This is a genomic window from Cellulomonas shaoxiangyii (assembly GCF_004798685.1).
GTDB classification, from domain to species: domain Bacteria; phylum Actinomycetota; class Actinomycetes; order Actinomycetales; family Cellulomonadaceae; genus Cellulomonas; species Cellulomonas shaoxiangyii.
The window spans coordinates 2,670,654-2,684,267 of sequence record NZ_CP039291.1 but is presented as its reverse complement, the minus strand read 5'-3'; the positions used below and the strand labels follow the sequence as shown (position 1 = coordinate 2,684,267).

General features: G+C 76.2%; 14 protein-coding genes. 6 read left to right on the top strand and 8 right to left on the bottom strand.

Features of this window, described 5'->3' with window-relative positions; translation table 11 throughout:
• Positions 1-86 precede the first annotated feature (86 nt).
• Entirely contained in the window at positions 87-1,220 is a 1,134-nt protein-coding gene (locus tag E5225_RS12190) for a branched-chain amino acid aminotransferase (protein ID WP_135971944.1), read from the top strand.
• 78 nt (positions 1,221-1,298) lie between these two features.
• Here the strand turns inward: E5225_RS12190 and E5225_RS12185 are convergent, their stop codons facing one another.
• A complete protein-coding gene (locus tag E5225_RS12185; RefSeq protein WP_166435860.1) occupies positions 1,299-1,955 on the bottom strand; it encodes a DUF6069 family protein in 657 nt (218 codons plus the stop codon).
• A gap of 401 nt (positions 1,956-2,356) precedes the next feature.
• On the opposite strand from E5225_RS12185, the gene cimA reads away from it, so the two are divergent.
• From cimA to lplB, 3 genes are all read left to right on the top strand, one after another.
• Positions 2,357-3,970 (top strand): citramalate synthase, encoded by a 1,614-nt coding sequence (gene cimA / locus E5225_RS12180; RefSeq protein ID WP_135971943.1) that lies wholly within the window; start codon positions 2,357-2,359, stop codon positions 3,968-3,970.
• Between the two features lie 133 nt (positions 3,971-4,103).
• The gene (locus tag E5225_RS12175) at positions 4,104-5,006 is read left to right on the top strand and encodes a sensor domain-containing protein (RefSeq protein WP_135971942.1); all 903 of its coding nucleotides are present in this window, start codon (positions 4,104-4,106) and stop codon (positions 5,004-5,006) included.
• Positions 5,007-5,070: 64 nt separating this feature from the next.
• Complete coding sequence (gene lplB, locus E5225_RS12170) at positions 5,071-6,153, top strand: lipoate-protein ligase small subunit (RefSeq protein ID WP_135971941.1); 1,083 nt, start codon at positions 5,071-5,073, stop codon at positions 6,151-6,153.
• A 77-nt stretch (positions 6,154-6,230) separates the two neighbouring features.
• On the opposite strand, the gene E5225_RS12165 is transcribed toward lplB, so the two are convergent.
• Genes E5225_RS12165 through E5225_RS12155 form a run of 3 tightly spaced genes read right to left on the bottom strand, consistent with a single transcriptional unit; the run spans position 6,231 to position 7,794 of the window.
• The gene (locus tag E5225_RS12165) at positions 6,231-6,554 is read right to left on the bottom strand and encodes a DUF202 domain-containing protein (RefSeq protein WP_135971940.1); all 324 of its coding nucleotides are present in this window, start codon (positions 6,552-6,554) and stop codon (positions 6,231-6,233) included.
• The gene (locus tag E5225_RS12160; protein WP_135971939.1) at positions 6,551-6,934 is read right to left on the bottom strand and encodes a YidH family protein; all 384 of its coding nucleotides are present in this window, start codon (positions 6,932-6,934) and stop codon (positions 6,551-6,553) included. The genes E5225_RS12165 and E5225_RS12160 overlap by 4 nt, the downstream gene beginning before the upstream one ends.
• 59 nt (positions 6,935-6,993) lie before the next feature.
• Positions 6,994-7,794, bottom strand: a complete 801-nt coding sequence (locus tag E5225_RS12155) for a YggS family pyridoxal phosphate-dependent enzyme (RefSeq protein WP_135971938.1) — start codon at positions 7,792-7,794, stop codon at positions 6,994-6,996.
• 36 nt (positions 7,795-7,830) lie between these two features.
• Between E5225_RS12155 and E5225_RS12150 the strand changes: the two genes are divergently transcribed.
• Both E5225_RS12150 and E5225_RS12145 read left to right on the top strand, forming a co-directional pair.
• On the top strand, positions 7,831-8,385 hold the full coding sequence (locus E5225_RS12150; RefSeq protein WP_135971937.1) for a YqgE/AlgH family protein: 555 nt from the start codon (positions 7,831-7,833) through the stop codon (positions 8,383-8,385).
• A 100-nt stretch (positions 8,386-8,485) separates the two neighbouring features.
• Positions 8,486-8,884: a YccF domain-containing protein gene (locus tag E5225_RS12145; protein ID WP_135971936.1), complete on the top strand. Its 399-nt coding sequence runs from the start codon at positions 8,486-8,488 to the stop codon at positions 8,882-8,884.
• A gap of 4 nt (positions 8,885-8,888) precedes the next feature.
• Here the strand turns inward: E5225_RS12145 and ybaK are convergent, their stop codons facing one another.
• The 4 genes from ybaK to E5225_RS12125 form a co-directional block, all read right to left on the bottom strand.
• Positions 8,889-9,386 (bottom strand): Cys-tRNA(Pro) deacylase, encoded by a 498-nt coding sequence (gene ybaK / locus E5225_RS12140; protein ID WP_135971935.1) that lies wholly within the window; start codon positions 9,384-9,386, stop codon positions 8,889-8,891.
• A 34-nt stretch (positions 9,387-9,420) separates the two neighbouring features.
• Positions 9,421-10,017, bottom strand: a complete 597-nt coding sequence (locus E5225_RS12135) for a VIT1/CCC1 transporter family protein (protein WP_135971934.1) — start codon at positions 10,015-10,017, stop codon at positions 9,421-9,423.
• An 86-nt stretch (positions 10,018-10,103) separates the two neighbouring features.
• Positions 10,104-12,686: a DEAD/DEAH box helicase gene (locus E5225_RS12130; protein ID WP_135971933.1), complete on the bottom strand. Its 2,583-nt coding sequence runs from the start codon at positions 12,684-12,686 to the stop codon at positions 10,104-10,106.
• A gap of 58 nt (positions 12,687-12,744) precedes the next feature.
• Positions 12,745-13,551, bottom strand: a complete 807-nt coding sequence (locus tag E5225_RS12125; RefSeq protein WP_135971932.1) for an aminoglycoside 3'-phosphotransferase — start codon at positions 13,549-13,551, stop codon at positions 12,745-12,747.
• Positions 13,552-13,614: the final 63 nt, after the last annotated feature.

The following is a 13,614-nucleotide window of genomic DNA, read 5'->3' as shown; positions in this document are numbered from 1 at the left end:
CCGTGCGCCCGCACGCGCCGCTCCGCCTGTCCACCCGGCCGTCCGCACCGGTACCGTCGACGTCGACCCTGGTGAAAGGCCCTCCCATGAGCACCCTCGCGACACCTGCCACCGCGCAGACCACCGCGCCGACCTCCGCACCGACCTTCGAGGTCCACGCGTCCGCCAACCCCGTGCCGGACGACGAGCGCGCCGCCGCGCTGGCCGCGCCCCGGTTCGGCACGGTCTTCACCGACCACATGACCCGCATCAGCTGGTCGCAGGCCGACGGCTGGCACGGCCACCGCGTCGAGCCGTACGGCCCGCTGCAGCTGGACCCCGCCACGGCGGTCCTGCACTACGCGCAGGAGATCTTCGAGGGCCTCAAGGCGTACCGGCACGCCGACGGCTCCGTCTGGTCGTTCCGCCCGGAGGCGAACGCGGCACGGTTCCGGCAGTCGGCGCACAGGCTCGCGCTCCCGGAGCTCCCGCAGGACGACTTCCTGGGCGCGATCCGCGCCCTGGTCGGCGTCGACCGTGCGTGGGTGCCCACGGGCGAGGAGACGAGCCTGTACCTGCGCCCGTTCATGTACGCGTCCGAGGCGTTCCTCGGGGTGCGCGCGTCGTTGGAGGCGGAGTTCCTGGTCATCGCCTCGCCCGTCGGCCCGTACTTCGCCGGCGGCGTGAAGCCGGTGTCGATCTGGGTGAGCCGCGACTACCACCGCGCCGGTGCGGGCGGCACGGGGGCGGCCAAGTGCGGCGGCAACTACGCCGCCAGCCTGCTGCCGCAGCAGGAGGCGTACGCCAAGGGCTTCGAGCAGGTCTGCTTCCTCGACGACCGCACGGGCACGCAGCTCGAGGAGCTGGGCGGCATGAACGTCGTCGTCGTGTACGCGGACGGCTCGGTGGCGACGCCGCCGGTGTCCGGCACGATCCTCGAGGGCGTGACGCGCTCGTCGATCCTGCGGCTGCTCACCGACGCGGGCCACGAGGTCGCGGAGCGCCCGATCCTCCTCGACGAGCTGCGCGCCGGGCTGGCCGACGGGAGCGTGAGCGAGGTGTTCGCGTGCGGCACCGCCGCCGTGATGACGCCGATCGGGCGGCTCGCGAGCGACGACTTCGACCTGGTCGTGGGTGACGGCCAGGCCGGCCCGGTCACCACGCGCATCCGTGCGGAGCTCACGGACATCCAGTACGGCCGCGCCGCCGACCGGCACGGCTGGCTCACCCGGCTCCTCTGACGGTCGCGACGTCCGCTGACGGCGACGGTCCCCGCAGCCCGGGGACCGTCGCCGTCGGTGCGCGTGCGGTGCTGCGCGTCAGGCGGGCACCCGGCGGACCGTCCACCCGAGCACGCCGGACAGCAGCGACCAGACCGCGACGCCGACGAGCAGGTTGACGACGCCGGTCGCGATCCCGGAGCCGAACCCGCCGGACGACGTCAGCGGGAGCAGCGTCGCGAGGAGCGTCGCGAGCGCGAGGATCCACCCGAAGAACGCGCGCGGCCGGGGTGTGGTCAGGACGAGGGCGTGCAGGAGCCCCGCGGCGACGAGCGCGGCGAACGAGCCCCCGAGCACGTACGTCGCCATGGCGGACCCCGACGAGCCCCCGACGGTGAGCTCCACGCCCAGGATCCGTTCCAGCACCAGCACGCCCACGACGCCGACGAGGGCCGCCACGAGCGCCGTCGCGGCCGCGCCGGACCAGAACCGGCGCGTCTCCAGTGTGAGCCGCGTCGCGCCCGGGCCGGGTGCCGCCGGGCCCGGCGCCCCGGGTGCCGGCGTGGTCGCTGCCGGCACGGCGGCCGGTGCGGGCACGGCGGTCGGTGCGGGCGCAGCGGTCGATCCGGGCACAGCGGTCGGTGCGGGCACAGCGGTCGGTGCGGGCGCGCCGGCGGTCGCCGGCGGCACCGTCGGCGGCGGCGACCAGGTGGGGGTCTGCGGCTCGGCGGGGCCGCCGGGGGAGGGGTGGGACATGGCCGGGCTCCTGTCTCCGTCGCCCGTGCCGTGACCGGTCCACGGGCGCAGCACACGCTAGCCCTCGCCGTCCGGTTCGGCACGGTCTGCCCCCCTCCCGGGGGACGCGCCCTCGCGCGCCCTCGCGCGGTCCGGATCGTGGACACCGCGCCCGTGCGGGTCGACCTGTGCCACCATCGCCCCTGTGACCCGCTTCACGCTCATCATCGTGTAGCGCGTCGGCCGACCAGCCGACGCGCAGACCTCCCGTACCCCGGGGGGTCTTTTTGTTGGTCCGCACCCGCCCGGCACCACCCCCGCCGGGCGGCACGTCGACCCGGCGCCGGCCCCACCCACGGCCGGTCGTGCGGCACCCGCCGCTCCGCCCGCCGACGCATGCCCGCACCGCCCGAGGAGTCCCCGTGACCGACCGCTCGTTCCACGTCTACGACACGACCCTGCGCGACGGCGCCCAGCAGGAGGGCATCGCGCTGTCCGTCGCCGACAAGCTGACGATCGCGCTGCTGCTGGACGAGCTCGGGGTGGGGTTCATCGAGGGCGGGTGGCCGGGTGCGGTCCCCAAGGACACCGAGTTCTTCCAGCGGGCGGCCAAGGAGCTGGACCTGCGCAACGCCGAGCTCGCGGCGTTCGGCGCCACGCGCAAGCCGGGCACGCGCGCGTCGGAGGACCCCCAGGTGCGGGCCCTGCTCGACTCGGAGGCGCCGGTCGTCACGCTCGTCGCCAAGAGCGACCTGCGGCACGCCGAGCGTGCGCTGCGCACCACGGGCGAGGAGAACCTCGGGATGATCGCCGACACCGTGGCGTTCCTGCGCCGGGAGGGGCGCCGCGTGTTCGTCGACGCGGAGCACTTCTTCGACGGGTTCGCGTTCGACGCCGCCTACAGCCGCGCGGCCGTGCTGACGGCGTTCGAGGCGGGCGCCGAGGTCGTGGCGCTGTGCGACACCAACGGCGGCATGCTGCCCGACCAGGTGCGGGACGTCGTGCTCGACGTGCGCGCCGCGGCCGGGCCGGACGCGGTGCTCGGCATGCACGCCCACAACGACTCGGGGTGCGCGGTCGCCAACACGCTCGCCGCCGTCGACGCGGGCTGCGTCCACGTGCAGGGCACGGTGAACGGCTACGGCGAGCGCACGGGCAACGCCGACCTCCTCGCGGTCGTCGCGAACCTCGAGCTCAAGCGGGGCCGGCCGGTCCTCGCGCGCGCGGCCGACGGCGACGGCGGCCTCCCCGAGCTCACGCGCATCGCGCACGCCATCAGCGAGATCACCAACATCTCGCCGTTCGCCCGCCAGCCGTACGTCGGCGCGAGCGCGTTCGCGCACAAGGCGGGGCTGCACGCGTCCGCGATCAAGGTCGACCCGGACCTGTACCAGCACACCGACCCGGCGCTCGTGGGCAACGACATGCGCATGCTCGTCTCGGAGATGGCGGGACGCGCGTCGATCGAGCTGAAGGGCCGCCAGCTCGGCCACGAGCTCGCGGCGCGGCCCGAGGTGCTGTCCCGCGTGACGAGCCGCGTCAAGGACGCCGAGGCCAACGGGTACACGTTCGAGGCCGCCGACGCCTCCTTCGAGCTCCTGCTGGTCGAGGAGATGGACGGCGCGCGCCCGGCGTACTTCCGCGTCGAGTCGTGGCGGACCATCGTCGAGCGCAACGGCGGGCGCGGTACGCCGGCGGTCGCCGAGGCGACCGTGAAGCTGCACGCGGGCGGCGAGCGGATCGTCGCCACGGCCGAGGGCAACGGCCCCGTGAACGCGCTGGACCAGGCGCTGCGCAGCGCGCTCCTGCGGGTGTACCCCGAGCTCGAGTCGTTCGAGCTCATCGACTTCAAGGTCCGCATCCTCGACCAGACCCACGGCACGGACGCGGTCACGCGCGTGCTGATCGAGACCTCGGACGGTCACACGTCGTGGAGCACGGTCGGCGTGGGGCCCAACCTGATCGAGGCGTCGTGGGAGGCGCTGACCGACTCGGCCATCTGGGGTCTGCGGCACGCCGGCGTCCCGGCGCGCTGACCTCGCGTCGCGTCGCCCGCGCGGTCCGCCCGGCCCGCGCGCCGACGACCCGACGGCCTGCGCGGGGCGTCACGGGGTCCTAGCCTCGGGGGTGGCCCCACGTCGGGCCCCCGGCGAGGCGGAAGGAGCCCGCGTGCCCGGCACGGACCCGCAGCACGGCCCGCACGCCGACGGCGGTGCGGGCGCGCCCCCGGGGGACGTCCCGGCCGCCGACGCGGTGCACCCGCGGCGGCGGTGGTGGCCCGGGGTCCTGGTCGCCGTGGTCGTCGCGGCGGTGCTCCTCGTCGTCCGGCCGTGGGGGCCGGCCCCGCCCGCGGCGACCCCCGCGCCCACCAGCGCGGCGCCGAGCACCCCCACGACGCCGTCCCCGACCGCACCCGACAGCGCGACGTCGCCCGCGGGCCCGGCGGGTGCCGACGCCGTCTTCGACGCCACCACGCTGCCCGGCCTGCTGCTGACGCGCTCCGACATCGAGGACGCCGTCCCCGGCGCCCGGAGCGGCGTGACCCAGGGCCTCGGGCCCGGCCAGACGCCGTGGGGCCTGCCCGCGGGCGTGGCGGTCGAGCCGGCGACGTGCACGACGGCGGTCACGGTCGTGCCCGGGCCGCCCGTCGCGTACGACGCGCTGGCGTGGGCGAACGAGGACGTCCGGGTCGCGCAGGACGTCGTCCTGCTGCCCGATCCCGCGGCGGCGCGCGACGCGTTCGCCGCGCTCGTCACGACCATCGACGTCTGCGCCGAGTACACGGTGGTCGACGCGGCCGGCGGGCGCGAGCAGTGGGTCACGGAGCCCGCGATCGAGGGGCAGGGGGTGCTGCCCGAGGTCGCGCAGGAGGTCACGGTCCGCGTGGGTGACGAGGACGCGCGCGCCCGGTACGTCGGGCACACGCTCGTCGGCAACGCGATCGTCACGTGGACGGCGACCGCGCTCGACCCGGCCGCGCGCGAGGACGCGTCGGAGGTGCTCGGGACGACGGCGGCGCTCAGCACGATGATCGAGGAGCGGGCCCTCACGGCGGTCCGGGCGCTGGCCTGACCCCGACCGGCGGCGTGCCGCGCCGCACGGCGGGTGCGTGCGCCGCCCGGCCTAGGGTGGACCCGTGCACGGTGAGTACAAGGTTCCCGAGGGCAAGCTCGTGGTGGTCGACCTCGACGTCCGGGACGACCGGCTCGCGGACGTGCGGGTCTCCGGCGACTTCTTCCTCGAGCCGGACGACGCCCTCGACGTGCTCGACCAGGCGCTCGCCGGCGTCCCGCGCGACGCCTCGGTCGGGTCGCTGACCCGAGTGCTCGACGACGCGCTGACGCGCGCGCAGGACGAGGGGCGCGTGGCCGGGCCGGTCGCCATGGTCGGCTTCGACACGCGTGCGGTCGCGGTCGCGGTGCACCGTGCGCTCGGGCTGTCGACCGCGTGGGCGGACCACGAGTTCACGCTGCTCGACCCGGGCGTCGTGCCGCCCGCCGTGCACGCCGCCCTCGACCAGGTGCTCACGGAGGAGCTCGCCGCGGGGCGCCGGGGGCCGACGCTGCGGTTCTGGGAGTGGGAGGAACCGGCCGTGGTCATCGGCTCGTTCCAGTCGCTCGCGAACGAGGTGGACGCCGAGGCGGCCGCCCGGTACGGCGTCACCGTGGTGCGCCGCATCAGCGGCGGCGGGGCCATGTTCATGGAGGCCGGCAACTGCATCACGTTCTCGCTGGTCGTGCCGCCGTCCCTGGTGGACGGCATGTCGTTCGAGGACTCGTACACGTTCCTCAACCAGTGGGTGCTCGGCGCGCTCGCGGACGTCGGCGTGCAGGCCACCACGACGGGGCTGAACGACATCTCGTCGCCCGCGGGCAAGCTCGCGGGGTCGGCGCAGAAGCGGCTCACGAGCGGCGGCGGCGCCGTCCTGCACCACGTGACGATGTCCTACGACATCGACGCGGACAAGATGCTCGAGGTGCTCCGGATCGGCCGCGAGAAGCTGTCGGACAAGGGCACCCGCTCGGCGAACAAGCGCGTCGACCCGGTGCGCTCGCAGACGCGGCTGCCGCGTGAGCAGGTGATCGACGCGTTCGTCGCGCACTTCCGCGCCCGGTACCGGACCGTCGACGGCGAGCTGCGGCCCGCGGAGCTGGAGCGGGCCCGCGAGCTCGTGGCGACGAAGTTCTCCGACCCGGCCTGGACGGCGCGCGTGCCCTGAGGTCGGGGGCGGGCCGCCGCGTGCCGCCCGGCGAGGGCGGACCGGGGTGCGAGCACCCGGGCGGGCGTCGTCGCGTCTCAGTGCCGCCAGGTGAGGACGATCGCGGCGGCCGCGGCGCCGACCGCGACCAGGCCGGCCGCGCAGGCCGTGACGAGCCGGCCGCCGGGAGTCGACCGGCCGTCGGACCCGTGCCGGGCCGCGCTGCGCCGCTCGTGCGACGCGACGAGCACGAGCACCGCCAGCAGGGTGCCGCCCGCGGCGACCGACCAGCCCGCAGGCCCCCACGTCTCGGCGAGGAGCCGGCCGGCGGCCACGGACCCGCCGAGCAGCCCGAGCGCGGTCCGCCGCCACGCGAGCGCGGTCCGCTCGCCGGCGAGGGAGTCCGCGGCGACGCCCGTCACGCGAGCACCAGCCCGACCAGCACGAGCAGCCCGGCGACGGCCACCCCGACGACCAGCAGCCCGAACGCCGACGGCGCGGGCAGCGGCTCCGACCGGCGCATCGCCCGCTCGGCCCGCGCCCAGCCGACCCAGGCGAGCACGGGCGCGAGCGTGCCGAGCGCGACGAGCAGCACCGCGGCGGCGAGTCGCAGCCGCGGCTCGACCGGCGGGTCGAGCGCCTCGAGCGCGACGCCGCCGGCCAGCAACGCGAGGGCGGTGCGGGCCCACGCGAGGAACGTGCGCTCGTTCGCGAGCGAGAAGCGGGCGTCGGGCTCGCCGCCGGTGGCGTACACCAAGGCCGGGAAGCGGCGGCGGGCGGGGCGGGGCGCGGGGGCGTCCATGCGGCCATCCTCCCAGCGGCCGGCGGCAGGGCCGGCACCGGCGGCACCGGCGGGGCGCGCTACCGCGCGGGCGTGCCGCCGCCCGGCGGCTCCCCGCCGGTCGCCGGACGCGACCCGAACACCGCGGTGCCGATGCGCACCACGCTCGCCCCCTCGGCGACCGCGAGCTCCAGGTCCCCGCTCATCCCCATGGACAGGCCGCGCGCGTCGCCGGTGCCGGGCGCACCGGACGCCACCACGTCGTCCCGGACGGCGCGCAGCAGCGCGTAGCCCGCGCGGACCCGGTCCTCGTCCGGCCCGCGGGCGCCCACGGTCATGAACCCGGCGAGGCGCAGCCCGGGCAGGGCGGCGACCCGGGCGGCGAGGTCGCGCGCATCCTGCGGCCGGGCACCGTGCTTGGTCGGCTCCCCGGACACGTTGACCTGCACCCAGACGTCCAGCGGGACGTCGCGCTCGCGCACGCGCGCGCTCAGCCGCAGCGCGAGGTCGTCGTCCGCCACGGACTGGACCGCCGCGGCCCACCGCAGGGCGGCGTTCACCTTGTTGGACTGCAGCGGGCCGATGACGTGCCACACCGGCGCGGCGTCGGCGAGCACGGGCGCCTTGGCCACGAGCTCCTGGACGCGGTTCTCGCCGAGCAGCACGGGCGCGGTGCCGGACCCCGCCGCACGTGCCGCGGCGTCGGCCGCGAGCGCCGCGCGCACCGTCACCGCGTCCATGGTCTTGCTGGCCAGCAGCACCCGGACGTCGTCGACCGGGCGCCCCGCGGCGGTGGCGGCCCGGGCGACGCGGTCGCGCAGCGCGGCGAGGCGCGCGGCCACGTGCCGGGCGCGCTCCTGGGGGTCGTCCTGCGGCTCCACGGGTCCCGACCGTACCGCCGGGTGATGATGGGCCGCATGGACGGCTCGGCGGGACGACTGCTCGTGGCGACGCCGGGTCTGCGCGACCCGAGCTTCCGGCGCGCGGTCGTGCTCGTGCTGGAGCACAGCTCGGGCGGCGCGCTCGGCGTCGTGCTCGACCGGCCGCTCGACGTGGAAGTCGCCGCGGTGCTGCCGGAGTGGCACCCGCACGTGAGCGCCCCCGGCGTGCTGTTCGGCGGCGGCCCGGTGGGCCGCGACGCGGCGCTGGCCCTCGCGGGCCTGCCCGTGACCACCACCCCACCGCCGGGCGTGCGCCCGCTGACGCCGGGCCTGGGCCTGGTCGACCTGGACGCGCCGCCCGAGGTGGTGGCGCAGGGCGTGCGCGGGCTGCGCGTGTTCGTGGGGTACGCCGGCTGGTCGGCCGGGCAGCTGGACGACGAGATCCACGCGAAGGGCTGGATCGTCGTCGACGCGATGCCCGACGACCCGTTCGCGCTCGACCCGGGCACGCTGTGGCGGCGCGTGCTGCGCCGCCAGCCGGACGAGGTCGCGTTGCTCTGGACGGCGCCCGACGACCCCGCGCTGAACTGACGCCGCGGGCCGGAGCACGTCGCGCGACGGCCGGGGACCAGGGTCGGCTCGGGGAGGTCCCGGATGCGCCCGCGCCGGCCGGTTGTGCGACGGTGGTGCCGTGACCACCCTGCTCAACGTCATCTGGCTCGTGTTCGCGGGCGCGTGGCTGGCCCTCGGCTACGTCGTCGCGGGCGTCCTGTGCTGCCTGCTCGTGATCACCATCCCGTTCGGCATCGCGTCGTTCCGCATCGCGAGCTACGTGCTGTGGCCGTTCGGCCGGACCGTCGTCGACAAGCCGACCGCCGGTGCGTGGTCGACCGTCGGCAACGTCATCTGGGTGCTGGTGGCCGGCATCTGGCTCGCCGCCGGGCACGTCGCCACGGCGATCCCGCTGTTCGTGTCGATCATCGGCATCCCGATGGGCATCGCGAACCTCAAGCTGATCCCGGTCTCGCTGGTGCCGCTGGGCAAGGAGATCGTGCCGACGGACCGCCCGTTCGCCGCCTACGGACGCTGACGCCTCAGTCCGTGGCGACCGCCGCGACGACCGCGGCGGTGAGCCGCACGAGGTCGTCGGGTGCCAGCTCCACGTCGAGCCCGCGCCGCCCGCCCGAGACGAGCACCGTGTCGAACAGCCACACCGTCTCGTCCACGACCGTCGGCAGGCGCGTGCGCTGGCCCAGCGGTGAGATGCCGCCGACGACGTAGCCGGTGGCGCGCTCCGCGGCGTGCGGCTCCGCCATGACGGCCCGCTTGGCGCCGACGGCCTGAGCGAGCGCCTTGAGGTCGAGCCGGCCGGTCACCGGGACCACGGCGACCGTGAGGCGGCCCTCGACGTCGGCGACGAGCGTCTTGAAGACCTGCTCGGGCGCCACGCCCAGCGCGTGCGCGGCCTCGAGCCCGTAGCCGAGGCCGGACGACGGGTCGTGCGCGTAGGTGCGGGGGGTGTGGGCGACACCGGCCGCGGCGAGGGCGGCGAGGGCGGGGGTGCCCGTCGGGCGGGCGTCCTTGCGGGGCACGGCGCCAGGCTAGGCGCCGTGCCGGGCGCGCCGCTCAGAGCGCGACGCCGACCGCCGCCCCGATCCCGTAGGTGACGCCCATGGCGACCGAGCCCCCGACCACGTTGCGCAGGACGGACCGCGCGGTGGACGCGTGCGTGAACCGCGACGACGCCCACCCCAGCAGCACGAGCGCGACCACGACGGCCCCGAACGTGACGGGCACCCGGGCCGCGACGGGCCACGGCGCGAGCACGACGAGCAGGGGCAGCAGCCCGCCGACGGTGAACGCGACCAACGACGAGAGGGCCGCCTGCCACGGGTTCGTGAACGCGGTCTCGTCGGTCGCACCCGCGAACGGCCGCCCCTCGGACGCGGCGACGCGCTCCGCGTCGCGCTGGCTGCTCACCGACACGTACTCGCCGGCGGCCATCGACAGGGCACCGGCGACCAGCGCGGCGCCGCCGGCGAGGCCGATCGTGCGGGGCGTGCTCTCCGCCCCGGCGACACCCACGACCGTGGCGGCGATCGAGACGATGCCGTCGTTGGCGCCGAGCACCGCGGCGCGCAGCCGGTTCAGGCCGCTCGCCGACGGTGCGCCGGACGGCGTGCGGCCGGCGGGCGGCACGTGGGTGCGGCCGGTGCGGGGCATGCCACCCACGTTAGGGCCGCCGGTGCGGGCTGTCGCAGCGCGGCGGACGCCCGGGGTGGGCGGGACGGCGTCCCGGCCGGCCGGGCTCAGAGCGGGCCGACCTCCAGGACGCGCAGGCGCACCTCACCGGCCTCGTCGGAGGCGGCGAGATCGACGAGGGCGTCGATCCGCCAGTCGTGGTCCCCGGCGGGGTCGTCGAGCACCTGGCGCACGCGCCAGGTCCCGGCGCCCGGGCCGCGGCCCTCGGACGGCGTCACCTGGAAGAGCGCGGGGCCGCGGGCGGCCGGGCCGGTGAGGACCTCGTCGTGCAGGTCCCAGTACGGGTCCACCGCGTCGGCCCAGCGGTCGGCCGTCCACGGCCGGTCGTCCCCGTCGACGTCCCCGAGAGCGGCCAGGGCGCCCCACGCCTCGCGCGCGACGAGCTCGACGCGGCGGAACATCGCACCCCGCACGAGCGCGCGGAACACCCGCGGGTCGGCGGTGACCGGCGGCGGGGTGTCGTCGTCCGGAGCCGTCGGCTCGGTGTCGTCCGTGGGGTTGGCGAGGCGCTCCCACTCGTCGAGCAGGCTCGAGTCGGTGCGGCGCACCAGGTCGCCGAGCCACGCGACGAGCTCCTCGAGCTCCTCGGTGCGGCGGTCCTCGGGCACGGTGCGGCGCAGCGCGCGGTACGCGTCGGCGAGGTAGCGCAGCAGGACGCCCTCGGTGCGGTCGAGCGAGTAGAGGCTGACGTACTCGGCGAACGTCGCGGCGCGCTCGTGCATGTCGCGCACGACCGACTTGGGCGACAGGGTCAGGTCTGCGACCCACGGGTTCGTGCGCCGGTACGTCGCGAACGTGGCCTCGAGGAGCTCGGCGAGCGGGCGCGGGTACGTCACGCCCTCGAGCAGCGCCATGCGCTCGTCGTACTCCAGGCCGTCGGCCTTCATCGCTGCGACGGCCTCGCCGCGCGCCCGGTTCTCCTGCGCGGCCAGGACCTGGCGCGGGTCGTCGAGGGTGGCCTCGATGACCGAGACCACGTCGTGCGCGTACCCGGGGTCCGCGGGGTCGAGCAGGTCGAGCGCGGCGTACGCGAACGGCGAGAGGGCCTGGTCGAGCGCGAACGTCGCGGGCAGGTCCGCGACGAGCTGCACGGTGCGGCGCCGGCCCTTCGGCGCCGACGGGTCGTCGACCCACGGGCGCTCCACCACGCCGCCGGCGCGCAGCGAGCGGTACACGTCGACCGCGCGCCGCACGTGCCGCGCGCGGGCGCCCTCCGGCTCGTGGTTCTCGGTGAGCAGGTGCGTCATGACGGCGATCGGGTCGGCCCGTCCGTCGCGGCCGCGCTGCAGCACGTGCAGGACCATGGCGTGCGAGACGTGGAAGCTCGACGTCAGCGGCTCGGGGGGCGCGTCGCGCAGCCGCTCGTACGTCTTGTCGGTCCAGTTCACGTGCCCCGCCGGGGCCTGCTTCCGGACGATCTTCCGCTGCTTCTTCGGGTCGTCGCCGGCCTTGAGGAGCGCCTTGCGGTTCTCGATCACGTGCTCGGGCGCCATGACGACGACCTCGCCGACGGTGTCGAACCCGGCGCGGCCGGCCCGGCCCGCGATCTGGTGGAACTCGCGCGCGCTGAGGTGCCGCATGCGCGTCCCGTCGTACTTCACGAGCGACGTGAGCACGACCGTGCGGATCGGCACGTTGATGCCGACGCCGAGGGTGTCGGTGCCGCACACCACCGGCAGCAGGCCCTTCTGCGTCAGCCGCTCCACGACCCGGCGGTACTTGGGCAGCATGCCCGCGTGGTGCACGCCGACGCCGTGGCGCAGCAGGCGCGAGAGGGTGCGGCCGAAGCCGGGGCCGAACCGGAAGCCGCCCAGCTCGGCGGCGATCGCGTCGCGCTGGGCGCGGCTCGCGAGCGTCGTCGACATCAGGGACTGCGCGCGCTCCACCGCCTCCTTCTGCGTGAAGTGCACGACGTACACGGGTGCGCGCTGCGTCTGCACGAGCTCGTCGAGCAGCTCGTGCAGCGGCTCCACCACGTAGGAGAACGTGAGGGGCACGGGCCGCTCGGCGTTCGCGACGACCGCCACCTCGCGCCCGGTGCGCCGACGCAGGTCCTCCTCGAAGAACGTGACGTCGCCCAGGGTCGCCGACATGAGCAGGAACTGCGTGCGCGGCAGCTCGAGCAGCGGCACCTGCCACGCCCAGCCCCGCTGCGGGTCGGCGTAGTAGTGGAACTCGTCCATGACGACGAGGCCGGCGTCGGTGTCCGGTCCGTCGCGCAGCGCGAGGTTCGCGAGGATCTCGGCCGTGCAGCACACGATCGGCGCGTGCGCGTTGACCGCCGTGTCGCCCGTCATCATGCCGACGTTCTCGGACCCGAAGACCTCGACGAGGGCGAAGAACTTCTCGCTGACCAGGGCCTTGATCGGCGCGGTGTAGAAGGACCGGCGGCCCTGCGCGAGGGCCACCGCGTGCGCCGCCACGGCGGCGAGGGACTTCCCCGAACCCGTGGGGGTCGAGAGGATCACGTGCGCATCCGAGACGAGCTCGAGCAGCGCCTCCTCCTGGTGGGGGTACAGGCGCAGGCCCTGGTCGGCGGCCCACCCGGTGAACGCCTCGTAGAGGGCGTCGGGGTCGTGCGCCGCCTCGCCCCGGGGCAGGCGGGCGGTCAGGGTGGGGGCGTCGGGCACCGGGCGATTCTCCCACGAGGCAGCGCGGTGGAGTCCCGCGGCAGCGCGCCGGCGAGCGTCAGGAGGCGTCCCACAGCAGGCGGTAGTAGGCGATGCGCTCGGGGTCCGGCTCGACGCCGTACCCGGCGTAGACGTGGTGGTCGTACCCGGGGCCGTGGTTCCAGTCGACGCTCCACGCGGCGACCGCGAGGTCCGCCCACCGGTCGGCGACGCCCAGCCGGCCGAGGTCGACGTGACCCGTGACCGAGCCGTCGTCGGCGAGGAGCGTGTTGGGTGCGCACGCGTCGGCGTGGCACACCACGAGCACGTCGGCGTCGGGCGGGTCGGTGAGCCGGTACCGCGCCTCGGCGGCGGTCATCGCCCGGTGCTCCGGCGCCCACGACGCGGGCGTGTCGCCCGCGTCGAGGTTCTCCAGGGCGCGCCCGAGCCGGTCCCGCACCGACCACGCGTACGGGCAGGAGCCCACGGGCAGGGCGTCGTGGAGCGCACGCAGCCCGCGGCCGATCGCGGTGGCCGCCTCGACCGGCCGGGCGAGCCAGTACGGGTCCACGGCGCTGCGCCCGTCGAGGGCGGCGGTGACGAGCCACGAGCCGGCGTCGTCGGCGCCGCTCGCGAGCACGCGGGGGACGGACGTGAACGGCGCGGCCCACGCGAGGCGCTCGGCCTCGGCGGCCAGGTCGAGGCCGCGCGTGCCGGCGGCCACCCACTTGACGTACCGGTCGCGGCCCACGCGGAACGTCAGCCCGCCGAGCTCGTTGACCCACACCGGCACCACGGGAGCCGCGCCGGCGATCCGGGCGACGGCCGCGGGCACCTCGACGGGGCCGGTGGGGACCTCGGCGGCGGGGACGTACTGCTCGGGCACCGCGTGATCGTCGCACGGTGCGTCCTGCTCCCGCCGGGGTGGGACCTACGGGCAGGTAACCTA